This is a genomic window from Streptomyces sp. SM1 (assembly GCF_002910825.1).
Taxonomy (GTDB): Bacteria; Actinomycetota; Actinomycetes; order Streptomycetales; family Streptomycetaceae; genus Streptomyces; species Streptomyces okerensis.
This window is the reverse complement of sequence record NZ_NEUB01000155.1, coordinates 1-21,114: the sequence shown is the minus strand read 5'-3', so window position 1 is coordinate 21,114 and position 21,114 is coordinate 1. Positions and strand designations below refer to the sequence as shown.

The 21,114-nt window shown below is 71.2% G+C and carries 23 protein-coding genes; 11 read left to right on the top strand and 12 right to left on the bottom strand.

Annotated features, from left to right (window positions below):
* Window positions 1–29 precede the first annotated feature (29 nt).
* The 4 genes from B9S61_RS03540 to recX all read left to right on the top strand — a co-directional run bounded on the left by B9S61_RS03540 (window position 30) and on the right by recX (window position 3,725).
* On the top strand, window positions 30–224 hold the full coding sequence (locus tag B9S61_RS03540) for a DUF3046 domain-containing protein (protein WP_103540876.1): 195 nt from the start codon (window positions 30–32) through the stop codon (window positions 222–224).
* A gap of 58 nt (window positions 225–282) precedes the next feature.
* A complete protein-coding gene (locus B9S61_RS03535; RefSeq protein ID WP_181007217.1) occupies window positions 283–1,566 on the top strand; it encodes an AI-2E family transporter in 1,284 nt (427 codons plus the stop codon).
* A 227-nt stretch (window positions 1,567–1,793) separates the two neighbouring features.
* Window positions 1,794–2,912 carry a recombinase RecA gene (gene recA, locus B9S61_RS03530; RefSeq protein ID WP_103540874.1) on the top strand — a complete coding sequence of 373 codons (1,119 nt, stop codon included), beginning with the start codon at window positions 1,794–1,796 and terminating at the stop codon, window positions 2,910–2,912.
* A 3-nt stretch (window positions 2,913–2,915) separates the two neighbouring features.
* On the top strand, window positions 2,916–3,725 hold the full coding sequence (gene recX / locus B9S61_RS03525) for a recombination regulator RecX (RefSeq protein ID WP_103540873.1): 810 nt from the start codon (window positions 2,916–2,918) through the stop codon (window positions 3,723–3,725).
* A gap of 25 nt (window positions 3,726–3,750) precedes the next feature.
* Here recX and B9S61_RS03520 read toward each other — a convergent pair whose 3' ends face one another.
* The 9 genes from B9S61_RS03520 to B9S61_RS03480 form a co-directional block, all read right to left on the bottom strand.
* Entirely contained in the window at window positions 3,751–4,425 is a 675-nt protein-coding gene (locus B9S61_RS03520) for a class F sortase (protein ID WP_103540872.1), read from the bottom strand.
* 6 nt (window positions 4,426–4,431) lie between these two features.
* Complete coding sequence (locus B9S61_RS03515; RefSeq protein WP_103540871.1) at window positions 4,432–5,274, bottom strand: DUF4397 domain-containing protein; 843 nt, start codon at window positions 5,272–5,274, stop codon at window positions 4,432–4,434.
* Window positions 5,275–5,739: 465 nt separating this feature from the next.
* Window positions 5,740–5,952, bottom strand: a complete 213-nt coding sequence (locus B9S61_RS40615; protein ID WP_219819884.1) for a hypothetical protein — start codon at window positions 5,950–5,952, stop codon at window positions 5,740–5,742.
* A 264-nt stretch (window positions 5,953–6,216) separates the two neighbouring features.
* Window positions 6,217–6,555: a helix-turn-helix domain-containing protein gene (locus B9S61_RS03505; RefSeq protein ID WP_103540880.1), complete on the bottom strand. Its 339-nt coding sequence runs from the start codon at window positions 6,553–6,555 to the stop codon at window positions 6,217–6,219.
* A gap of 245 nt (window positions 6,556–6,800) precedes the next feature.
* On the bottom strand, window positions 6,801–8,420 hold the full coding sequence (locus B9S61_RS03500) for an FAD-dependent monooxygenase (RefSeq protein ID WP_103540870.1): 1,620 nt from the start codon (window positions 8,418–8,420) through the stop codon (window positions 6,801–6,803).
* A gap of 294 nt (window positions 8,421–8,714) precedes the next feature.
* On the bottom strand, window positions 8,715–9,617 hold the full coding sequence (locus tag B9S61_RS03495) for an amino acid ABC transporter permease (protein ID WP_103540869.1): 903 nt from the start codon (window positions 9,615–9,617) through the stop codon (window positions 8,715–8,717).
* Entirely contained in the window at window positions 9,614–10,291 is a 678-nt protein-coding gene (locus B9S61_RS03490) for an amino acid ABC transporter permease (RefSeq protein WP_103540868.1), read from the bottom strand. Before B9S61_RS03490 ends, B9S61_RS03495 begins: the two co-directional genes overlap by 4 nt.
* Before the next feature lie 132 nt (window positions 10,292–10,423).
* Complete coding sequence (locus B9S61_RS03485) at window positions 10,424–11,266, bottom strand: glutamate ABC transporter substrate-binding protein (RefSeq protein WP_103540867.1); 843 nt, start codon at window positions 11,264–11,266, stop codon at window positions 10,424–10,426.
* Between the two features lie 81 nt (window positions 11,267–11,347).
* Window positions 11,348–12,124 (bottom strand): amino acid ABC transporter ATP-binding protein, encoded by a 777-nt coding sequence (locus B9S61_RS03480; RefSeq protein WP_103540866.1) that lies wholly within the window; start codon window positions 12,122–12,124, stop codon window positions 11,348–11,350.
* Between the two features lie 284 nt (window positions 12,125–12,408).
* On the opposite strand from B9S61_RS03480, the gene B9S61_RS03475 reads away from it, so the two are divergent.
* Window positions 12,409–13,095: a response regulator transcription factor gene (locus B9S61_RS03475; protein WP_103540865.1), complete on the top strand. Its 687-nt coding sequence runs from the start codon at window positions 12,409–12,411 to the stop codon at window positions 13,093–13,095.
* Window positions 13,096–13,109: 14 nt separating this feature from the next.
* A complete protein-coding gene (locus tag B9S61_RS03470; RefSeq protein ID WP_103540864.1) occupies window positions 13,110–14,543 on the top strand; it encodes a HAMP domain-containing sensor histidine kinase in 1,434 nt (477 codons plus the stop codon).
* Here B9S61_RS03470 and B9S61_RS03465 read toward each other — a convergent pair.
* Window positions 14,522–15,517: a TAXI family TRAP transporter solute-binding subunit gene (locus tag B9S61_RS03465; RefSeq protein WP_103540863.1), complete on the bottom strand. Its 996-nt coding sequence runs from the start codon at window positions 15,515–15,517 to the stop codon at window positions 14,522–14,524. The genes B9S61_RS03470 and B9S61_RS03465 overlap by 22 nt on opposite strands.
* 87 nt (window positions 15,518–15,604) lie before the next feature.
* Between B9S61_RS03465 and B9S61_RS03460 the strand changes: the two genes are divergently transcribed.
* The 3 genes from B9S61_RS03460 to B9S61_RS03450 all read left to right on the top strand — a co-directional run bounded on the left by B9S61_RS03460 (window position 15,605) and on the right by B9S61_RS03450 (window position 18,664).
* Window positions 15,605–16,012, top strand: coding sequence for a hypothetical protein (locus B9S61_RS03460; RefSeq protein ID WP_103540862.1), 408 nt, complete (start codon window positions 15,605–15,607; stop codon window positions 16,010–16,012).
* A gap of 340 nt (window positions 16,013–16,352) precedes the next feature.
* On the top strand, window positions 16,353–17,870 hold the full coding sequence (gene miaB / locus B9S61_RS03455; RefSeq protein ID WP_103540861.1) for a tRNA (N6-isopentenyl adenosine(37)-C2)-methylthiotransferase MiaB: 1,518 nt from the start codon (window positions 16,353–16,355) through the stop codon (window positions 17,868–17,870).
* Between the two features lie 80 nt (window positions 17,871–17,950).
* A complete protein-coding gene (locus B9S61_RS03450) occupies window positions 17,951–18,664 on the top strand; it encodes a class III extradiol dioxygenase subunit B-like domain-containing protein (RefSeq protein ID WP_103540860.1) in 714 nt (237 codons plus the stop codon).
* A gap of 165 nt (window positions 18,665–18,829) precedes the next feature.
* Here the strand turns inward: B9S61_RS03450 and B9S61_RS03445 are convergent, their stop codons facing one another.
* Together B9S61_RS03445 and B9S61_RS03440 are read right to left on the bottom strand one after the other, a co-directional pair.
* Window positions 18,830–19,108: an antitoxin gene (locus B9S61_RS03445; protein WP_103540859.1), complete on the bottom strand. Its 279-nt coding sequence runs from the start codon at window positions 19,106–19,108 to the stop codon at window positions 18,830–18,832.
* A gap of 32 nt (window positions 19,109–19,140) precedes the next feature.
* Window positions 19,141–19,422: a hypothetical protein gene (locus B9S61_RS03440; RefSeq protein WP_103540858.1), complete on the bottom strand. Its 282-nt coding sequence runs from the start codon at window positions 19,420–19,422 to the stop codon at window positions 19,141–19,143.
* A 182-nt stretch (window positions 19,423–19,604) separates the two neighbouring features.
* Between B9S61_RS03440 and miaA the strand changes: the two genes are divergently transcribed.
* Both miaA and B9S61_RS03430 read left to right on the top strand, forming a co-directional pair.
* Complete coding sequence (gene miaA / locus B9S61_RS03435) at window positions 19,605–20,543, top strand: tRNA (adenosine(37)-N6)-dimethylallyltransferase MiaA (RefSeq protein ID WP_103540857.1); 939 nt, start codon at window positions 19,605–19,607, stop codon at window positions 20,541–20,543.
* 107 nt (window positions 20,544–20,650) lie between these two features.
* On the top strand, window positions 20,651–21,114 hold a 464-nt coding region (locus B9S61_RS03430), incomplete at its 3' end, for a hypothetical protein (RefSeq protein ID WP_103540856.1).

The window sequence follows — 21,114 nt, the reverse complement described above, 5'->3', positions numbered from 1 at the left end:
GCCACCCCCGCAGGCGGGATACTGAGGGCATGCGGTTGACGGTTTTCTGGGAGCGGATGGCGGAGCACTTCGGCGCGGCGTACGCCGACACCTTCTCGCGCGACCATGTCATGTCCGAGCTCGGCGGGCGCACCGTGCACGAGGCGCTGGCGGCCGGCTGGGACGCCAAGGACGTCTGGCAGGTGATCTGCGCGGCGATGGACGTCCCCCGGGAAAAGCGCTGATCGTCACAGTGACCGCCCGGAGGCGGACGACCGCCGTCGCGTAGGTGAGACTTGAGCCGTGGCAGCCACTGACGAGACCGGGCCGACGGCACAGCAACCCACCATGCCCGGCGCGCCACCGCCCGCCGGGCCCCCGGTGGACCCCACGGCCAGGCCCGGCGCCCGCATGCCGCGCTGGCTGCCGCGTGCCATGGTGCTCGCGCTCGCCCTGATCGCCGTGTTCCAGCTGGGCAGCTGGGCCTTCCACCAGCTCACCGGCCTGCTGCTCAACATCCTCATCGCGTTCTTCCTGGCGCTCGCCGTCGAGCCCGCGGTGAGCTGGATGTCGGCGCGCGGGGTGCGCCGGGGTCTGGGCACGTTCCTCGTCTTCCTGGGCATCCTGGTCGCGTCGGCGGGTTTCGTCACACTGCTCGGATCCATGCTGGCGGGACAGATCGTCAAGATCGTCGAGGATTTCCCGGACTACCTCGACTCCGTGATCAACTGGGTCAACGCGCACTTCCACACCGAGCTGCGGCGGGTGGACATCCAGGAGGGCCTGCTGCGCTCCGACTGGCTGCGCAACTACGTCCAGAACAGCGCCACCGGTGTGCTCGACGTCTCCGCGCAGGTCCTCGGCGGTCTCTTCCAGCTGCTGACCGTCGGCCTGTTCTCGTTCTACTTCGCCGCCGACGGCCCCCGGCTGCGGCGCACCGTCTGCTCCATGCTGCCGCCCGCGCGGCAGGCCGAGGTGCTGCGCGCCTGGGAGATCGCCGTCATCAAGACCGGCGGTTATCTGTACTCGCGCGGACTCATGGCACTCGTCTCAGGCCTCGCGCACTACGTGCTGCTGGAGTTCCTCGAGGTGCCCTACGCGCCCGTACTGGCCGTGTGGGTGGGCCTGGTGTCGCAGTTCATCCCCACCATCGGCACCTATCTCGCCGGCGCCCTGCCCATGCTGATCGCCTTCACGGTCGCCCCCTGGTACGCGCTGTGGGTGCTGATCTTCGTGGTGGTCTACCAGCAGTTCGAGAACTACGTGCTCCAGCCCAAGCTGACCTCCAGGACGGTCGACATCCACCCGGCGGTCGCCTTCGGGTCGGTGGTGGCGGGCACCGCCCTGCTGGGCGCTGTCGGCGCGCTGATCGCGATCCCCGCCGTCGCCACCCTCCAGGCGTTCCTCGGCGCGTACGTGAGGCGGTACGACGTCACGGACGACCCCCGCGTGCTCGGCCACCGGGGCCCCGGAGGCGACCGGGGGGCGTTCACGCGTGCCCGCCGCCTGTGGGCCCGGCGGCCCGGCGTGCCGCGCCCACGCGACGGGGACACCGGCGTCCCTGACGGTGACACCGGGGCCTCCTGAGGAAGGCCGCCGTCCGTGGGCTCCGCGTGGCGCGGCTTGACACGTAAATCGAACATCCATTCTTATGGGAGTGCCGGTGAGGCTCAACGGCGGGTGCTCTGTCCCGGTTCGAGCAGAAATGCATCCATGTTATCCACAGGCCGGACGTGCGTCGGGGCGCGTTGTCAGTGGCAGGCGTTAGCGTCTTTGACGTGAAGCGATCGACTCAAGCAAACCGGGTGGAACCCATGGCAGGAACCGACCGCGAGAAGGCGCTCGACGCCGCGCTCGCACAGATTGAACGGCAATTCGGCAAGGGCGCGGTCATGCGCATGGGTGACCGGACGAAGGAGCCCATCGAGGTCATCCCGACCGGGTCGACGGCGCTGGACGTGGCCCTCGGCGTCGGCGGTCTGCCGCGCGGCCGTGTGGTGGAGGTCTACGGACCGGAGTCCTCCGGCAAGACGACCCTGACCCTGCACGCGGTGGCGAACGCGCAGAAGGCCGGCGGCCAGGTCGCCTTCGTGGACGCGGAGCACGCCCTGGACCCCGAGTACGCGAAGAAGCTCGGCGTCGACATCGACAACCTGATCCTGTCCCAGCCGGACAACGGCGAGCAGGCCCTGGAGATCGTGGACATGCTGGTCCGCTCCGGCGCCCTCGACCTCATCGTCATCGACTCCGTCGCGGCGCTCGTCCCCCGCGCGGAGATCGAGGGCGAGATGGGCGACAGCCACGTGGGTCTGCAGGCCCGCCTGATGAGCCAGGCCCTGCGGAAGATCACCAGCGCGCTCAACCAGTCCAAGACCACCGCGATCTTCATCAACCAGCTCCGCGAGAAGATCGGCGTGATGTTCGGCTCCCCGGAGACCACGACCGGTGGCCGCGCGCTGAAGTTCTACGCCTCGGTGCGCCTCGACATCCGGCGCATCGAGACCCTCAAGGACGGAACCGACGCGGTCGGCAACCGTACGCGCGTCAAGGTCGTCAAGAACAAGGTGGCGCCGCCCTTCAAGCAGGCCGAGTTCGACATCCTCTACGGCCAGGGCATCAGCCGCGAGGGCGGCCTGATCGACATGGGCGTGGAGCACGGCTTCGTCCGCAAGGCCGGTGCCTGGTACACCTACGAGGGCGACCAGCTCGGCCAGGGCAAGGAGAACGCCCGCAACTTCCTGAAGGACAACCCCGACCTCGCCAACGAGATCGAGAAGAAGATCCTCAAGAAGCTGGGCGTCGGCGTACAGCCCGAGGAGTCCGCCGCCGAGGCGGGTGCGGACGCCGCGGGTACCGCTGCGGCCGAGCCGGCCGCGGTACCGGCCCCGGCGGCCAAGGCATCCAAGTCCAGGGCCGCGGCGGCCAAGAGCTGACCCGTGACCCGACGAACCGACTGGGCCGAGTACGAGTTCGACGCCCCGGGTGCCCCACGGGGGAGGGGCATCGGAGGCGGCGACGGCTCAGCCGCGGACGGTGACGCGGCGTACGACGACGGCACGGGCCAGGGAGGAATGCGGGGCGCGGACTCCGGCGGCCGGCGGCGCGGCGGTGGCACACGGGCGGGCGGTTCGCGTGACGGCGGGCCGCGCGGGGGACGCGGGCGCGGTCGCCGGACCTTCGGCGACGCGGCCGCGGCGGACGGGGGCACTTCTTCCGAGTCGAGGGCGGAGCGGGAGGAGCCTCCGGGGGACCCGGTCGAGCGGGCGCGCGCCATCTGCCTGCGTCTGCTGACCGGGACACCGCGCACCCGGAAGCAGCTCGCCGACGCGCTGCGCAAGCGGGAGATCCCGGACGAGGCTGCACAGGAGGTGCTGTCCCGGTTCGAGGAGGTCGGACTGATCAACGACAGCGCGTTCGCGGACGCCTGGGTGGAGTCCCGGCACCACGGCCGGGGACTGGCCCGGCGCGCGCTCACCCGGGAACTGCGCACCAAGGGCGTCGACCCCGTACTGATCGACGCGGCCGTCTCCCGGCTCGACTCCGAGCAGGAGGAGGAGACCGCCCGCGAACTGGTCGCCCGCAAGCTGCGAGCGACCCGCGGCCTCGACCGCGACAAGCGCCTCCGCCGCCTCGCGGGCATGCTCGCCCGCAAGGGCTACCCCGAGAGCCTGGCCCTGCGCGTGGTCCGGCAGGCCCTGGAGGAAGAGGGCGAGGACACGGACTTCCCCGGCGACGAACCCGTGTGACACGGCGGGGTACGCGGCTCCGTCGTCAGCGCTGCCCGGCGGGGACGGCGTACACCAGCAGATTCCGCTGATAGCCGCCGCGTCCGCGGTCGTACGGGGGCGCACAGGTGACCAGGGTCAGGACCGGCCGTCCGTGCCGCCGGAACACATCGTCGGGGAGCCTGTCCTTGTCGACCACCTCGCGGGCCGTCACCTCGTACCGGACGGGAGGCGCGTCCTCGCGGGCGACGGTGATGGCGTCGCCCTTCCGGACCCCGTACAGCTTGGCGAAGGCGCCCAGGTCGCCGGTGCGATCGTCCACGTGGCCGATCAGGACGGCGGAACCGGCGAGGGTGCCCGGCGCGGGGCCGAAGCGGTACCAGCCGACCTGCCCCGCGTCGTCGGGGATCTCCACCGTGCCGTCGCCCTGGACGCCGACGTCCTGGACGCGGGCCTCCAGAGCGACCCGGGGGACGCGCAGCGCCGTCGGTTCGGATGCGGTGCCGGGCGTCTTCCTTTCGCCCGGTGCGTCGTCGTGGACCCCGGACGAGGTCCCGGCCACGGGGGCCTGGGCGCGCGGACGGGCGCCGAAGTCCGACGGCACCGACGCTCCGGACGGCCACAGCGACCAGACCAGCAGCGCCGCAAGGACGACGGCGACGACCGCGGCGGCCCCGATGGCCGCCGCGGAGGACCGTCCGCCCTTCGCGGAGGTACGCACGGCCCGTCAGTCGCTCCGGGCGCGCAGGCGACGGGCGGCCAGCAGACCGGCGACCGCGACGGCACCCGCGGTGCCCCAGGCCAGCCAGATGGTGGCGGACTCGTTGTCGGCGGCCATGGCGCCGCTCCCGCCGGCGTCCACACCGTTCGGCGCGGAGTCCATGCCGCTGATCGTCTGTGTCTTCAGCGCGAGATTCTCGTCCTCGGCGCTGCCCCAGGCATAGACGACGGTGCTGGTGCCCTCGGTGAGGTCGAGGTCGGCGGGGCCGATGGCCACGGTGCCGGTCCCGGCCAGGACGACGTCGGCGTTCACCGTGCCGGCGGGCACCTCGAGCGACTTCTCGTTCGGGTTGGTCAGGTCCCGCACGATCGGCTCGCCGCCCGCGCGGACGTCCACGGCGGGTGCCGCGGCCACGTGACGGACGGTCAGCCGCGACTGACCGGCCGGAACCTCGGAGGTGTCGTTGACGAACGCGGTGAGCGTGGGGTTGCCCTGCGCGTCGAGGTGGGCCGCGAGCGTGGCGTTCGCCCCGGCCGGGACGTCGACGCTCTTCCGGATGGCGGGATCTCCGTCGGGTCCTTCACCGTCGGGGAAGATCTTGATGTCGTAGGTGCCCGCGTCCAGGGGCTGGGGATCGGTCAGGGTGCCGGGCTCGAAGTCGGGAAGCAGTTCGTTCCCGTTGGCGTACACGTCGACGGTGAGGCCGGGGACGCCGTGGAACACGGACACGGACGCCTTGCCGTTGTCCTGCGCCGTGCTCTCCGCGGCGGCCGGGACGGCCACGGCGAGGGACAGTACGCAGGCACCGGCGGTGGCGGAGGCTATCTTCCTGCCGCGCGGGTTCGTCATAGGAACTCCCTTCTGGGGGCCCGGTCGTGCGTAGGGCCCGGCTTCCGGACGAGTGGCTCTCGGACGCAGCGCGCGACGAGGTTCGTCGATGCCCAGCAGCCCCCTCCGGCCGGTCAGGTTGTCCGGCGGCTGTTCTGTGTCGCGTGCTGCCGTGGTCGGCGCCACGGACCTCGTGACGCCCGATCCATTGTGGAAAGCAATGCCGCATTCCGCCACTTGTGTCACTTATTCCACTTACGTACCAGCTGGGCTGGTGTATCCGCCTGCCGCCTGCCGCCTGCCGATCCGCACCGTAGTGCGATACTAGTTACGCGAAAAATCTTTCGCGTAACTGTTGACGTGCTTTCTTGAGGGAGGGGACCCTGGAGGTGCCCTTTCCTCCCTCGCCCGGAAGGCGTGACGATCATGAGCGTCCTCGGTCCGTCCTTCTCACCCGCCGCGAACTCCGTCTCCATGTCGGGTCGGTCACGCCCTCCGCGCCCTGTGGCCGCAGTGCTGGCCGACCGTCTCGACGACGTCCCCGTGGTGGACGCGGCCGCCCGGCTCGCCGTCGCGCGCGGCGCACCGCTGCTGCTGATCGCTGTACTGCCACCACTGCTGCCCCGAGCCGTGGCGCCGGCGCCGGACGGCGTGACGGTCCGCGCGGTGCTGGGGCGTGCTCTTGTGCGCCTGGCCCATGCGGGGATCGGGTACGAGCCGGCCGTCTATCACCGTCCTGCCGGGCGGGGCGGGCGGCTGTGCGCGGCGAGGGGCCTGCTGGACGCGGCCATCACCCACCACTGCTCACGCCTGGTGGTCTCCTGCAGCGGACCGGAGGGGCTCGATGCGCACACGGTGATGGAGGCGGCGGCGATCCGGGGCGGCCCGTTCGTCCATGCGGCGCCGCCTGTGTCCTGGGTGCCGCTGACCGCGCTCCTTTGTCTGACGCGGGCGCCGGACGCCTTACGAGGCGGCGCGTCCGGAGTCGGCTGCCGGGGTGTCCTCGCGGTGGATGAAGGTCGCCAGCAGGTCACCGACGGGGTGGTCGGCCTCGGTGGGATGGCGCAGGGCGACGGTGGGGTCGATCGTGTAGCGGTTGCGGCGGCCGACGCGTGTGCGCGTGAGATAGCCGGCCGCTTCGAGGTCGGCGACGATCAACTGCACGGCGCGTTCGGTGATGCCGATGTGCTCGGCGACGTCCCGGAGTCGTGTATCGGGGGCCTGGGCGAGGGCGATCAGGACGCGGGCGTGATTGGTCAAGAACGTCCACTGGTCCCCGCGTCCGGAGGAGGGCTGGCTCATGACCTTCATCTTACGAAGCGAGCTTCGCTTGTCCAGCACCATTTCGCGTAATCTAATTGACGAAAAAATTTTCACGTAACTCTTGATGGGTTTTGGTGGGGCAGGTGATGAAGAACACATCACCGGATGTCCTCCCTTGTTCCTGTTGAAGGGGTTCCCGATGTCCGCCTCCACTGTTCTCGTGTGGGCACCGCGCCCTCGGCGCCCACGGCCGACGCACCGCGTCGATGCGCCGGCCCGGAACCTCAGCGCGACGCCACCCCGGCGTCCTCCTTGGCGTCCGTCTCCGCCTCCTCCGCGGCCGGTCCGCCGAGCATCGCTTCCGCCGCCGCGTACAGATCCGCCGGGCGGACCCCGCTCAGGGCCGTCACCAGGTGGCCGTCGGGGCGTACCAGCAGCACGGTGTGGGCCGCCGCACCCGGGTAGCTCTCGGCGACCAGCAGTTCGGCGTGGTGCGGCAGCGCCGAGACGGCCGCCGCCAGCCGGGGCATGATCCCGGCGGAGACCCAGTGCCGGCGTTCCCACACACCCGTACCCGGCGCGATCAGCACCACCAGCAGCGCACCCCGGCCGAGCCGGTCCCGCAGCCGGACGAACGTGCCGTCCTCCGCCGTCACCCGCACATCCGTCACCGCGGCCCCGGGCGCCGTTCCGACCGGCGCCGCGCCCTCGAGCGGACCGGGCGCGAGCGGCGAGGCGGCGTACGTCCCCGGTGCGCCCAGAGCGCCCCGCCCCAGGTGGCCGTCCATCAGCAGCGTGTCGTGTCCCCGCGCGGTGCCGGGAACGTAGGCGCGCAGTCCTCCCCCGCTCCGCAGCAGCGGCAGTGCCTGGTCGGCGGCGCGCAGCCGGGCGGCGACGATCGCGCGGCGCTCGGTCTGGTAGCTGTCGAGCAGCGCCTCGTGCGGACCGTGGTGCCAGGCCAGTGCCAGCTTCCACGCGAGGTTGTCCGCGTCGCGGAGCCCCTCGTCCAGCCCGTGCGTGCCCAGCGCGCCGAGCAGATGGGCCGCGTCCCCGGCGAGGAACACGCGGTCGGCCCGCCAGCGCCGGGCCAGCCGGTGGTGCACGGTGTGGACCCCGGTGTCCAGCAGTTCGTACGGCGGGGTGGGGCCGCCGCCCCAGCCGGCCAGCGTCTCCCGGACGCGGGTCAGCAGCAGTTCGGGCGTGACCAGGTCCTTGCCCGGCGGCAGCAGCCAGTCCAGCCGCCACACGTCGTCCGGCAGCGGCCGTGCGGTGATCTCCCCGGCCGAGGGCCCGGACGTACGCCATGGCGGCTGGCGGTGCAGCAGCGCCTCCTCGTACCAGGGAAGCTCGGCGCGCAGGGTGGCCACGGCGTGGCGCTCCACCGCGGTGCGGCCGGGGAAGCGGATGTCCTGGAGTTTGCGCACGGTCGAGCGCGGCCCGTCGCAGCCGACCAGGTAGCTGCCGCGCCACCACGTGCCCGTCGTGCCGCGGGTGTGGGCGGTGACGCCCGAGGGTTCCTGCTCTATGGTGTCCAGCCGGCTGTCCACGGCGGTCCTCACGAGCCGCTCGCCGGCGAGCGCCGTGCGCAGGGCATCCGTCAGGACGTGCTGGGCGATGTGCAGGGGAGCGGGGTCGGCGTCGCCGAAGGCGACCTCGCACATCACCTGCTTGCGCCGCACGGACCGCCATCCGGCCCAACGGACACCGGCGTGCGCGAGCGGTACGCCGGTCAGCCGCTCGATGAGCGCGGCGGTGTCCTCGCGCAGGACGACGGTGCGCGCCGGACGCGGCTCGTCCTTGCCCGGCCCTTCGTCGAGGACCACGCACGGCACCTCCTGACGTGCCAGCGCCAGGGCGAGCGTGAGCCCGACGGGCCCCGCACCGACGATGATCACCGGGTCCACGGCGCGGCGCCCCCTGCCCGAAGTGACGTCCGAGGAGACGCGGAGGTACAGGAAGATGGAGCAGGGTGCACGGTCACAGAACGTATGCAACCTATTGCCGGTGCTTGCGTCAAGTGACCGAAGGCAGGTGGCGATCATGAAGTGGGGTCGACGTCCGTCACCACACTTGACTGCTCATGACATGAGTCCGGCGTGTACCGCTCCCCGGCACCGGTGACAGCGGCGGGCCACACGGCATGACTGTGGCCCGCCGGGAAACGGCGGGCCACAGTCATGCCGTACGTCGGACGCGCGTCATTGATCCGCGCCGGTCGCCCGGGTGCCCCCGATCTCGGCCGCGTTCAGGTCGTCGACGTCGTCCGTGCCGAGCACCGCGCCGGTGCTCCGCTTGCTGCGGCGCAGTCGGGCCTCGAGCCAGGAGGCGAACGAGGTGAGGATGAAGTTGAGGACGATGAAGATGACCGCCACCACGATGAAGCTGGGGATGACGTTGGCGTAGTTGGCCGCGAGCGTGCCGCGCGAGTTGAGCAGCTCGGTGAAGCCGAGCATCACGCCGCCCAGCGCCGTGTCCTTCACGATGACGACCAGCTGGCTGACGATCGCCGGGAGCATCACCGTGACCGCCTGCGGCAGCAGGATGCTGCGCATCGTCTGGCTCTTGCGCAGGCCGATGGCCTGGGCCGCCTCGCTCTGGCCCCTGGGCAGGGCGAGGATGCCGGCCCGCACCACCTCGGCGAGGACCGAGGCGTTGTAGAGCACCAGGCCCGTGACGACCGCGTACAGCGGCCGGTCGGCACTGGCGACGCCCGTGGAACGGGCGAAGAACTCGTTGGCGAACAGCATCAGCAGCAGCACCGGGATGGCGCGGAAGAACTCCACCACCGCACCGGCCGGGACACGCACCCAGCGGTGGTCGGACATGCGTGCGATGCCGAGGACCGCGCCCAGCGGGAGGGCGATGACCATGGCCAGCGCCGCCGCCTTCAGGGTGTCGGCGAGGCCCGGCAGCAGGTACGTCGTCCAGGCGTCGGCCGTGGTGAACGGCTTCCACAGGGACCATTCGAGCTGGCCCTTGTCGTCCAGTACCTGCCAGACCCACCACAGCAGCAGGGCGAGCAGGGCGACGAAGACGACCGAGAAGACCAGGTTGCGCCGCCTGGCCTTCGGGCCGGGGGCGTCGTAGAGAACAGAAGTCATCGCTTCACCGCCAGGCGCTTGCTCAGCCAGTTGAGGAACAGGCCGGTGGGCAGGGTCAGTACCACGAACCCGAAGGCGAAGACCGCGCCGATGAGCAGCGTCTGTGCCTCGTTCTCGATCATTTCCTTCATGAGGAAAGCGGCCTCCGCGACACCGATGGTGGCCGCCACGGTGGTGTTCTTGGTCAGTGCGATCAGCACGTTGGCCAGCGGGCCGATCACCGAGCGGAACGCCTGCGGCAGCACCACGAGCCTGAGCACCTGGCTGAAGCTGAGCCCGAGGGCCCGAGCCGCCTCCGCCTGCCCGACGGGCACCGTGTTGATGCCGGAGCGGATCGCCTCGCACACGAAGGCCGCCGTGTAGGCGACGAGACCGAGGACGGCCAGCCGGAAGTACTTGAGTTCGAAGTCGTCCGGTGCGCCCATCGCCACGCCGAAGATGTCGGCGAGGCCGAGCGACGTGAAGACGATGATGACGGTCAGGGGGATGTTCCGGACGATGTTCACATAAGCGGTGCCGAAGCCGCGCATCAGAGGCACAGGGCTGACCCGCATGGCTGCCAGCAGGGTGCCCCAGATCAGCGATCCGATGGCCGAGAAGACGGTGAGCTGCACCGTGACCCAGAAGGCGCCCAGCAGGGACGGGTCGTCATAGTTTGAAAGAAAGTCGAACACGATCTCCCGCGCTTCCGGGTGTGTGACGTACGTGGCGGACGTGACGCGCCGCCGCCGGAGAGATGGCGGGCGGCGGCACGTCGGCGGATCCCCGCGGAGGCCGCGGGGATCCTGCGTCGGCGGAGTCCCGCGTTACTTGACGATCTGGCCGACCTTCGGGGCCCGCTCGTTCTTGTAGTCCGCCGGGCCGAAGTTGTCGTCGACAGCCTTCTGCCACGCACCGTCGCTGACCATCTTCTCCAGCGCCTCGTTGACCTTGTTCACGGTCTCGGTGTCGCCCTTCTTGACACCGATGCCGTAGTTCTCGTTGCTCAGCTTCAGGCCGGCGAGCTTGAACTTGCCCTTGTACGCGTCCTGCGCCGCGTAGCCGGCGAGGATCGAGTCATCGGTGGTCAGCGCGTCCACCTGGCCGTTCTGCAGGGCGGAGAGGCACTCCGAGTAGCCGCCGCGGTTGGTCAGCTGGGCGTCCGGGGCGAAGTCGTTCTTGACGTTCTGCGCCGAGGTCGAACCGGTCACCGAGCAGAGCTTCTTGTCGTTGAGGTCCGTGGCCTCGGTGATGTCCGCATCCTTCTGCACCAGCAGGTCCTGGTGGGCCAGCAGGTACGGGCCGGCGAAGTCGACCTTCTCCTTGCGCTCGTCGGTGATGGAGTACGTCGCCGCGATGAGCTTCACGTCTCCGCGCGCCAGGGCGTTCTCGCGGTCGGCGCTCTTGGTCTCGATCCACTCGATCTGGTCGGGCTCGTAGCCGAGCTCCTTGGCGACATAGGTCGCCACGTCCACGTCGAAGCCGGTGTAACCGTCCGGCGTCTTCAGGCCGAGACCGGGCTGGTCGTACTTGATACCGATCTTGATCTTCTCGCCACCGCCCGAGGACGACGAGCCGCTGTCGTTGCCGTCGTCACCGCCACAGGCGGTCGCGGTCAGGGCGAGAGCGAACACGGCGGCCGAGGCGGCGGTGACCTTGCGGAGCTTCATGATGCACATCCTTTGACTGGTGAAATGACGCGGTCCGGTCCAGGTCCGGTGACGCGAGCCGTCAGGGCGCGGGGCGCGCCGTCAGTGGTGAAGGATCTTCGACAGGAAGTCCTTGGCGCGGTCGCTGCGCGGGTTGCTGAAGAACTGATCCGGCGAGGCCTCTTCGACGATGCGACCGTCTGCCATGAACACCACACGATTGGCCGCCGAACGGGCGAATCCCATCTCGTGGGTGACGACGATCATGGTCATGCCGTCCCGGGCGAGCTGCTGCATGACCTCGAGCACCTCGTTGATCATCTCCGGGTCGAGGGCCGACGTCGGCTCGTCGAAGAGCATGACCTTGGGCTCCATCGCCAGGGCACGCGCGATCGCGACACGCTGCTGCTGGCCACCGGAGAGCTGCGCGGGGTACTTCTCGGCCTGCGCGCCCACGCCGACCCGGTCGAGCAGGGCACGGGCCCGCCCATCGGCCGCCTTCTTGTCCTTCTTGCGGACCTTGACCTGGCCCAGCGTCACGTTCTCGAGCACGGTCTTGTGCGCGAAGAGGTTGAAGGACTGGAAGACCATGCCCACATCGGCCCGCAGCCGGGCGAGCTCCTTGCCCTCGTGGGGCAGGGGCTTGCCGTCGATCGTGATCGACCCGTCGTCGATCGTCTCCAGCCGGTTGATGGTGCGGCACAGGGTGGACTTGCCGGACCCGGAGGGTCCGATGACCACGACGACTTCGCCGCGGGCGATCGTCAGGTCGATGTCCTGGAGTACGTGCAACGCTCCGAAGTGCTTGTTGACGCTCTTCAGGACGACCAGATCGCCGGTCGCGGCCTCATCTTCCTTGGCCACCGATACTTCGGTCATCGCTCTCGGGCTCCGTCCTCCTCGGTTTCGGAGGACAGTAGTAATCCTCCAGACCTGCGTCATTACATCTGAGGGGAATCTGAGCATCACGATCCGATAGCAATCGGACACCTGTCGTAGCACTTGTGAGCAGGGGCGATGTCAGCCCGGTAACGGTACGAAAGCGCAACCGGAACCCTCTTGACGCCGTCCTTGTCCATCGGCGTCACTGCAAGATGCACGCGCGCGTGCACGCGTTGTGTACACAGAGAGATCGTACGGCCGATGAACCGAAGGGGGCACTGGTGAGACTGCTACTTGTCGAGGACGACAACCACGTCGCCGCAGCCCTGTCCGCGGTGCTGGCACGGCACGGATTCGAGGTCACCCACGCACGCAGCGGCGAGGAGGCCCTCCAGGCGCTGGTTCCCGAGGGCGACGGCTTCGGCGTGGTCCTGCTCGATCTGGGGCTGCCCGACCAGGACGGCTACGAGGTCTGCGGCAAGATCCGCAAACGCACCGCCACACCGGTGATCATGGTCACCGCGCGGGCCGACGTCCGCTCCCGTATCCACGGCCTCAACCTCGGCGCCGACGACTACGTGGTCAAGCCGTACGACACGGGCGAGCTGCTCGCGCGGATCCACGCCGTCAGCCGGCGCAGCGTCCACGAGGAGGCCACGGGCAGCACGGACACGGAACTGCGCCTCGGCCCGGTCCGTATCGAGCTGCCGACCCGCCAGGTCAGTGTGAACGGCGCGGTGGTGCAGCTGACCCGCAAGGAGTTCGATCTGCTCGCCCTGCTCGCCCAGCGTCCGGGAGTCGTCTTCCGCCGGGAGCAGATCATCAGCGAGGTGTGGCGCACCAGCTGGGAGGGGACGGGACGCACCCTGGAGGTGCACGTCGCCTCCCTGCGCGCCAAGCTGCGCATGCCCGCCCTCATCGAGACCGTACGCGGCGTCGGCTACCGGCTCGTCGCCCCCACGGCCTAGCGGGGCCGGGCCGGGTGCACACGCGTCTGCTTCCGCTGCTCATCGTCCTGATGGCGGCCGTGCTGCTCGCCCTCGGCGTTCCGCTGGCCGTCAGCCTGGCCGGCGCTCAGCAGCAGAAGGTCGTCGTCGACCGGATCGACGACACGGCGCGTTTCGCGGCCCTCGCCCAGTTCGTCACCGAGCCCGCCGACCCGGCCGCCGGGGACGTCGACGAGCGCCGGGAGACGCTCAGCAGCGAGCTCCGCAGCTACCACCGGGTCTACGGCATCCGCGCGGGCGTCTTCTACCGCAACGACTCGCCCATGGCGCACGCCCCGGACGACTGGTTCCTGCCCCGCGCGGGCGAGGTGCGCGACGCCTTCGAGGAGGCGCTGCTCAGCCGTCGCAGCCACGATCCCGAGCAGGTGTGGCCCTGGCAGCGGCGAAGCCTCGTGGTGGCCTCACCGGTCATCCGGGACGGTGACGTCGTCGCTGTCGTGGTCACCGACTCGCCGACCGGGCAGATGCGCTCCCGCATCCTGCGGGGCTGGCTGGTCATCGCCGCGGGGGAGGCGGCCGCGATGCTGCTGGCCGTCGGCGCGGCCCTGCGGCTGACCGGCTGGGTGCTCAGGCCCGTACGGGTCCTGGACGCCACCACGCACGACATCGCCACCGGGCGGCTGAAGTCCAGGGTCGCGGCGGCCGGCGGACCTCCGGAACTCAGGCGGCTCGCCCGGTCGTTCAACGAGATGGCGGACAACGTCGAGAGCGTGCTGGAGCAGCAGCGGGCCTTCGTCGCGGACGCCTCGCACCAGCTGCGCAACCCGCTCTCGGCGCTGCTGCTGCGCATCGAACTGCTCGCTCTGGAGCTGCCCGAGGGCAACGCGGAGATCGCCTCCGTCCAGGCCGAGGGCAAGCGACTGGCACAGGTCCTGGACGATCTGCTCGACCTGGCGGTCGCCGAACACAGCGAGCCCGACCTCCAGGTCGCCGACATCGGCGCCCTGGCCGCCGAGCGGGTCGCGGCCTGGTCGCCGACCGCGGATGCCAAGGGCGTCCGGCTGACCGGCACCTGCCCGCCCACCACCGCGTGGGCCGACCCCGTGGCCCTGTCCAGCGTGCTGGACGCGGTCGTCGACAACGCGGTGAAGTTCACGCCCGGGAGCGAGACCGTCGAGGTGCGGGTCTCCTCCAACGGTGACACCGCCACCGTCGTCGTCACCGACGACGGCCCGGGACTGACCGACGAGGAGCTGACCCGTGTCGGCGACCGCTTCTGGCGCAGCGGCCGGCACCAGAACATCAAGGGGTCGGGCCTCGGTCTGTCCATCTCCCGCGCCCTGCTCGCGGCGGGCGGCGGCTCGATCGCGTACGAGCGTCACGAGCCGCACGGGCTACGGGTGACGGTGACCGTGCCGAGGAACGCTCCGACGGGTGAGCCGACGGCTCAGGGCTTGACGGACCGGTAGTAGCGGCGCGCGCCGTCGTGCAGCCGGAGCGGATCGGTGTAGATCGCGGTGCGTACGTCGACCAGCTGGGCGGAGTGGACGTGCGCACCGATGTTGTCCCTGCTCCTGAGCACGATGCGGGTCAGCCACTCGGTGAGCTCGGGGTCCACGTCCGTCCGGGTGATCAGGAGGTTGGAGACCGCCATCGTCGGGACGGCCGAGCCGAGCTGACTGCCCGGATAGGCCGACTCCGGCATGCTCGTGGCGCGGTAGTGGCGCGTGGCGCCACCCTGCTCGTGCAGCTTCGCGACCAGGTCGGCCTCGATCGGCACGAACCGCAGCGCGGACTGCTCGGCGAACGTCTTCAGACCGTCCGTGGGCAGTCCGCCGGACCAGAAGAAGGCGTCCAGGCCGTGCCCCAGCCGCCCCGGTCCGGTGTCGATGCCGTCCGAGGAGGGCCTGATACCGGTCTCCGGGTCGATGCCGGCCGCCGTCAGCACCCGGTTGGCGATGAGCCGGACTCCCGACTTGGGCGGCCCGATGGCCACCCGCTTGCCGCGCAGATCCTCGACGGAGCGGATACCCGAGTCGGGCGCGACCGCGAGCTGCACGTAGTCGTCGTACAGGCGGGCCACCCCGCGCAGCCGGCCGGCGCCCGACCGGTGGTGCAGCCGGTACGTCTCCACCGCGTCGGCCGCGGCGATCGCGAAGTCGGCCTGGCCGGTCGCCACGCGGCGCACGTTCTCCTGCGATCCGTCACTCGTCTCCAGCCGGACCTCGAGGTCGGGCATGTGCTTGCCGAGCGACGAGCGCAGCAGCTCGCCGTACTTCTGATAGACCCCCGCGCGGGTGCCCGTGCTCACGGTGATCGCCCCGCCGGGCGGCTCCTCGCTCCAGGGCGCCAGCCACCACAGCAGCAGCCCGAGCGCCACGACGGCGGCGGCCGCGCTCCGCAGGGCACGTCGCCTGCCGAGCCGGGACAGCGTGGGGGACATGCGCGTGATCCTGCCAGCCCGTCTCTCCGCTGACCAGGGCGGAGCTCACAGAGAGGGGCGACGCGGCCGCGCCGCTACAGTCGCGGCATGAGTGCGTCGCCTGCCGATCTGGTCCGTGAGTTCCACCGTGCGTTCGGGCTGGACGCGCGGGACGAACCGTCCGAGGTCTCGCCGGATCTCGCCGCCCACCGGGGCGAACTGCTCGCCGAGGAGGCCAGGGAGGCCGGGGAGGTGGCGGTGACCGGGCCGCTCGACCGGCTCGCGCACGAACTGGCGGACGTCGTCTACGTCGCGTACGGCACGGCGCTGGTCCACGGGATCGACCTCGACGCCGTCATCGCCGAGGTCCACCGCTCCAACATGACGAAGCTCGGTCCGGGCGGGGAGGTCAGCCGGCGCCCCGACGGCAAGGTCCTCAAGGGCGACCACTACGAGGCTCCGGACGTTGCGGCGGTGCTGCGCCGGCAGGGATGGACACCGCGCGGAGGGGCCTGACCGGGCCGGGCCGCCGAACGGTGCCGGTACGTCGTATCTCCTGACTGACGGCGGCATGACCGCTGTGCTCTCCGCCCATGCCGCCGACGCCGCCCGTCCCGCCGGCCGCGGAGTACCCGTGACCGTGGAAGTGGCGGCCGTCCTCGTCACGGCGGTGGCGATCCACCTGGGGCACCGCGGTTCGCGCTGGCCGCGGCCGGTCTGCCGGGCGGGAGCCCGCGGATCGCGGTGGGCCTGGGCTGCGCCCTGGTGCTCTGGGCCACCGCGTACCACCTGGCCCTGCGGGGCTGACGGGCCCGCGCGAGGGAGGGCCGTCCGTGACACCGCCTACCCTTGGGGCATGAGCAGCATCGACCGGAGCCAGTCAGTGGGCGGCACGCGCACCTATGAAGTACGCACCTACGGGTGTCAGATGAACGTCCACGACTCGGAGCGATTGTCCGGACTGCTGGAGGACGCGGGGTACGTCCGCGCCGCCGAGGGCGCCGACGGCGGCGCGGACGTCGTCGTCTTCAACACCTGCGCCGTGCGCGAGAACGCCGACAACAAGCTGTACGGCAACCTCGGTCACCTCGCCCCGAAGAAGGCGAGCCGGCCCGGGATGCAGATCGCGGTCGGCGGCTGCCTGGCGCAGAAGGACCGCGACACCATCGTGAAGCGGGCCCCCTGGGTGGACGTCGTCTTCGGCACGCACAACATCGGCAAGCTGCCCGTCCTGCTGGAGCGCGCCCGCGTCCAGGAGGAGGCGCAGGTCGAGATCGCCGAGTCGCTCGAGGCGTTCCCCTCCACGCTCCCGACCCGGCGCGAGAGCGCCTACGCCGCGTGGGTGTCCATCTCCGTCGGCTGCAACAACACCTGCACCTTCTGCATCGTCCCCGCGCTGCGCGGCAAGGAGAAGGACCGCCGCCCCGGCGACATCCTGGCCGAGATCGAGGCACTGGTCGGAGAAGGGGTCTCCGAGATCACCCTGCTCGGCCAGAACGTCAACGCTTACGGCTCCGACATCGGCGACCGCGAGGCGTTCAGCAAGCTGCTGCGGGCCTGCGGGAAGATCGACGGCCTCGAGCGCGTCCGCTTCACCTCCCCGCACCCGCGCGACTTCACCGACGACGTCATCGCCGCCATGGCCGAGACGCCCAACGTGATGCCGCAGCTCCACATGCCGCTCCAGTCCGGCTCCGACCCGGTCCTGAAGGCGATGCGCCGTTCCTACCGGCAGGAGCGCTTCCTCGGCATCATCGACAAGGTCCGGGCCTCGATCCCCCACGCGGCGATCAGCACCGACATCATCGTGGGCTTCCCCGGCGAGACCGAGGAGGACTTCCAGCAGACCCTGCACGTGGTCCGGGAGGCCCGCTTCGCGCAGGCGTTCACCTTCCAGTACTCCAAGCGCCCCGGCACCCCGGCCGCCGAGATGGACGGACAGATCCCCAAGAAGGTCGTCCAGGAGCGCTACGAGCGGCTCGTCGCCCTCCAGGAGCGGATTTCCTGGGAGGAGAACAAGAAGCAGGTCGGCCGCACGCTGGAGCTGATGGTCGCCGAGGGCGAGGGCCGCAAGGACGGCGCCACCCACCGTCTCTCCGGCCGCGCGCCCGACAGCCGCCTGGTGCACTTCACCAAGCCCGAGCGGGACGTGCGCCCCGGCGACGTGGTCACCGTCGAGATCACCTACGCCGCCCCGCACCACCTCCTCGCCGAGGGCGCCGTGCTGGACGTGCGCCGCACCCGCGCGGGCGACGCCTGGGAGAAGCGCACCACCGAGAAGGAGACGGGACCCGCGGGCGTCCTGCTCGGCCTGCCCAAGGTGGGCGTGCCCGAGCCGCTGCCGGCGGTCACCGGGGGCTGCGCCGTCGACTGAGCCGGTCCTGCGCGGGGCGGCCCCGACCCGTCCCGCGGTGACTCGGCGGTGCCGATCCGGGCCGCAGTAGGCTGCTGATCATGTTTGTCGCCGCCGCAGTCTGCCCCTGCCCGCCGCTGCTCGTGCCGGAGATCGCCGCGGGTGCCGCCCCCGAGCTGGACACCGCGCGTGCCGCCTGCACGGACGCCGTGGGGGTGCTCGCCGCCGCCCGGCCCGATCTGCTGGTCGTGGTCGGCCCGGGCGGCGGCGCCGGGCCGGAGAGCTACCCGCAGGGCACCCCGGGATCCTTCCGGGGCTTCGGCGTCGACCTGGACGTACGACTGGGGCGGGGCGAGGGCCCGGCCGGGCGGGAACTGCCCTACGGGCTGGCCGTCGGCGCCTGGCTGCTGGACCGTACCGGGTGGGCGGACGCTCCCGTCGAGGGGCGGGGCGTGGGGGACCCCCTCACAGCCGAGCGGTGTGTCGAAGAGGGGAAGAACATCGCCGGCCGGGCGGAGCGAGTGGCGGTGCTGGTCATGGGCGACGCCAGCGCCTGCCGCACCCTCAAGGCGCCGGGCTACCTCGACGAGCGCGCGGCCCCCTTCGACGCCGAGCTCGCGCGCGCCCTGGGCGCCGCCGACACCGAAGCGCTGCGCGCGCTGGACGCCGGGCTGGCAGGCGAACTGAAGGTGTCCGGCCGGGCCCCCTGGCAGGTCCTCGCCGGTGCGGCGGCGGGGAACACCAGGCTGGAGGGCACGCTCCTGCACGAGGACGCCCCGTACGGGGTCGGCTACATCGTGGCCACCTGGTCCTAGAAACCGGCCGCACTCCCCGGCCGCCCGCCCGGACCTACGACCATCCACCCTCCAGGCCCGCCCGCCGCCCGCGGCGGCCCCGGCCCGACCCGGCGGGACGCCGACACGGCGGACGGCCGGGAGCGTTCCACGCGCTCGCTCCGCGGCCGTCCGTCGGTGTACCGCTCAGGAAGCCGGCGGCGGACCTGCCGGCGGTGTGGTGGTGCCGCCCGCTTCCCCCGGGCCGCCGGGGTCGTTCTGGTGCGTGAACCGGTCCACGGCGCCCTTGGCCTTGCCGGTACCCGACTGGATCCGGTCGCTGTACTTGCCCTTGGTCCGCTTGTCGACGGTCTGCGCGGCCTTGTCCAGACCGTGCTGGATCCTGTCCTCGTGCTGCTGCGCGAGGCCGGAGACCTTGTCCTTGGCCGGGCCGAGTTTGGCCTTCAGATTGTCCAGCAGACCCATGATGTACCTTCCCTCGCGTTCCCTCGCGGCAACTATGTGCGGGCGCCCTCACCTGTTTCGCTGTCGGCGGCCTCGGAGGACTGCTGCTTCGGGATGTCGACGGTCTCGGTGCCCCGGCCGGCCTCCTTCACCGCCGGCTCGGCGGTCTCCGGGGCCCCCGCGGTGCCCGTCGGCTCCGCGGTCCCGGCCGCGTCCTGCGGACCGGTCCCGTCCTCCGTACCGGCGCCCGCCGTCGCCCGGTCGGCCCGGGCCCCGGCGGTCTCCGTCTCCTCCGTGGCCTTGGACCTCCGAAAAAGTCGTGCAAAAACGCCCATATTCACTCCATACGTTACTCGTGCGGGCGAAATTCCGCGTCGCCCGGTGTGTCCGTTCGTGTGACCCGGGCCATCGCCACCGCGATCCGGCGGCGGGAACCTCGCAACGGGCAACGACCCGGCGGGTGCCGCGTCACGTAACCCGTTCGAGGGCGCGGTGCGAGGTTTGCGAGACTGGATCAGTGAGCAGCGCACCCCTCGTCCCCCGTGTCATCGCCGTCGTCGGCCCCACCGCGGCCGGAAAGTCCGATCTGGGCGTCTTTCTGGCACGGCGGCTCGGGGGTGAAGTCGTCAACGCCGACTCGATGCAGCTCTACCGCGGGATGGACATCGGCACCGCCAAGCTGACGCCCGAGGAGCGCGGCGACGTCCCGCACCATCTGCTGGACGTCTGGGACGTCACCGTCACCGCGTCCGTCGCCGAGTACCAGCGGCTGGCGCGGGAGCGGATCGACGCGCTGCTCGCCGACGGGCGCTGGCCCGTCCTGGTCGGCGGATCCGGCCTCTACGTCCGTGGGGCCGTCGACAACCTGGAGTTCCCGGGTACCGACCCCGAGGTCAGGGCCCGTCTGGAGGAGGAACTCACGCTGCGCGGCCCGGGTGCGCTGCACGCGCGCCTCACCGCGGCGGACCCCGAGGCCGCGCGGGCGATCCTGCCGGGCAACGGCCGCCGTATCGTCCGCGCGCTCGAGGTCATCGAGATCACCGGCAGGCCCTTCACGGCCAACCTCCCGAGCCACGACTCGGTCTACGACACACTCCAGATCGGCGTCGACGTGGCCCGCCCCGAGCTGGACGAGCGCATCGCCCGCCGGGTCGACCGGATGTGGGACGCGGGTCTGGTGGACGAAGTGCGCGCACTTCAGGCGCAGGGGTTGCGCGAGGGGCGTACGGCGTCGCGGGCCCTCGGCTACCAGCAGGTGCTCGCGGCTCTCGCCGGGGAGCGCACCCTCGAGGAGGCCCGCTCGGAGACCGTGCGTGCCACCAAGCGCTTCGCGCGCCGTCAGGATTCGTGGTTCAGGCGCGATCCCCGGGTGCACTGGTTGAGTGGGGCCGCGGTGGACCTCGCGGAACTTCCCCGGCTCGCGTTGTCATTGGTCGAACGACCGGTTACAGCCTGATCACGTCCTGGCATCGGGACGCCCAGGCCGTCATCCGGGCATGTGACGCCGTGCCATCATCGAGCTTCGATCGACCAGTGAAGTCCTAGTTGGGAGGGCGCGTGGCGATGGAGGCCGGCCCTCGCGACACCGCACACGGCACCGAACACCTCACCACCGAGCGAGGTGTGCCGGAGCAGGAAACCGACCGTCTCAGCCCCGACGGGCCGGAGGAGACGGGCGGGGTGACCGACGACGGTCCCGAGCCGGACGAGATGTTCGCGGGCGGTGACGAGGTCGAGGTGGAGCTGCGCCCGCAGCGCCGGCTGCGCATGTGGCAGCTCGCGCCCATCGTCGGGCTGGCCGCGGTCGGCTCCCTCATGTTCGCCTTCCCGCTCGCCTTCGACTTCGGCGACAGCGGGGCGGTGATCGCCATGCTGGGGCTGCTGATCTGCTCCTGCTCGGCGGGCTGGGGCATGATGGCCGCCCGCAGGGTCGGCTACACCTGGCCGGGCCTGCCGGCCCGGGGTGCCGGCCGCAGAGCCGACTGGCGGGTCGTGACCGCCTACGCCGTGATGGTCGCCGCGGTGGT

Excerpts from the sequence above, each read along its gene's own strand:
- B9S61_RS03540 (WP_103540876.1), top strand. The coding sequence starts at position 30 with ATGCGGTTGACGGTTTTCTGGGAGCGGATGGCGGAGCACTTCGGCGCG.
- recA (WP_103540874.1), top strand. The coding sequence starts at position 1,794 with ATGGCAGGAACCGACCGCGAGAAGGCGCTCGACGCCGCGCTCGCACAG.
- B9S61_RS03515 (WP_103540871.1), bottom strand. The coding sequence starts at position 5,274 with ATGACGAACCCGCGCGGCAGGAAGATAGCCTCCGCCACCGCCGGTGCC.
- B9S61_RS40615 (WP_219819884.1), bottom strand. The coding sequence starts at position 5,952 with ATGGGCCAGGCGCACAAGAGCACGCCCCAGCACCGCGCGGACCGTCAC.
- B9S61_RS03505 (WP_103540880.1), bottom strand. The coding sequence starts at position 6,555 with ATGAGCCAGCCCTCCTCCGGACGCGGGGACCAGTGGACGTTCTTGACC.
- B9S61_RS03495 (WP_103540869.1), bottom strand. The coding sequence starts at position 9,617 with ATGACTTCTGTTCTCTACGACGCCCCCGGCCCGAAGGCCAGGCGGCGC.
- B9S61_RS03485 (WP_103540867.1), bottom strand. The coding sequence starts at position 11,266 with ATGAAGCTCCGCAAGGTCACCGCCGCCTCGGCCGCCGTGTTCGCTCTC.
- B9S61_RS03480 (WP_103540866.1), bottom strand. The coding sequence starts at position 12,124 with ATGACCGAAGTATCGGTGGCCAAGGAAGATGAGGCCGCGACCGGCGAT.
- B9S61_RS03465 (WP_103540863.1), bottom strand. The coding sequence starts at position 15,517 with ATGTCCCCCACGCTGTCCCGGCTCGGCAGGCGACGTGCCCTGCGGAGC.
- B9S61_RS03460 (WP_103540862.1), top strand. The coding sequence starts at position 15,605 with ATGAGTGCGTCGCCTGCCGATCTGGTCCGTGAGTTCCACCGTGCGTTC.
- miaB (WP_103540861.1), top strand. The coding sequence starts at position 16,353 with ATGAGCAGCATCGACCGGAGCCAGTCAGTGGGCGGCACGCGCACCTAT.
- B9S61_RS03450 (WP_103540860.1), top strand. The coding sequence starts at position 17,951 with ATGTTTGTCGCCGCCGCAGTCTGCCCCTGCCCGCCGCTGCTCGTGCCG.
- B9S61_RS03445 (WP_103540859.1), bottom strand. The coding sequence starts at position 19,108 with ATGGGTCTGCTGGACAATCTGAAGGCCAAACTCGGCCCGGCCAAGGAC.
- B9S61_RS03440 (WP_103540858.1), bottom strand. The coding sequence starts at position 19,422 with ATGGGCGTTTTTGCACGACTTTTTCGGAGGTCCAAGGCCACGGAGGAG.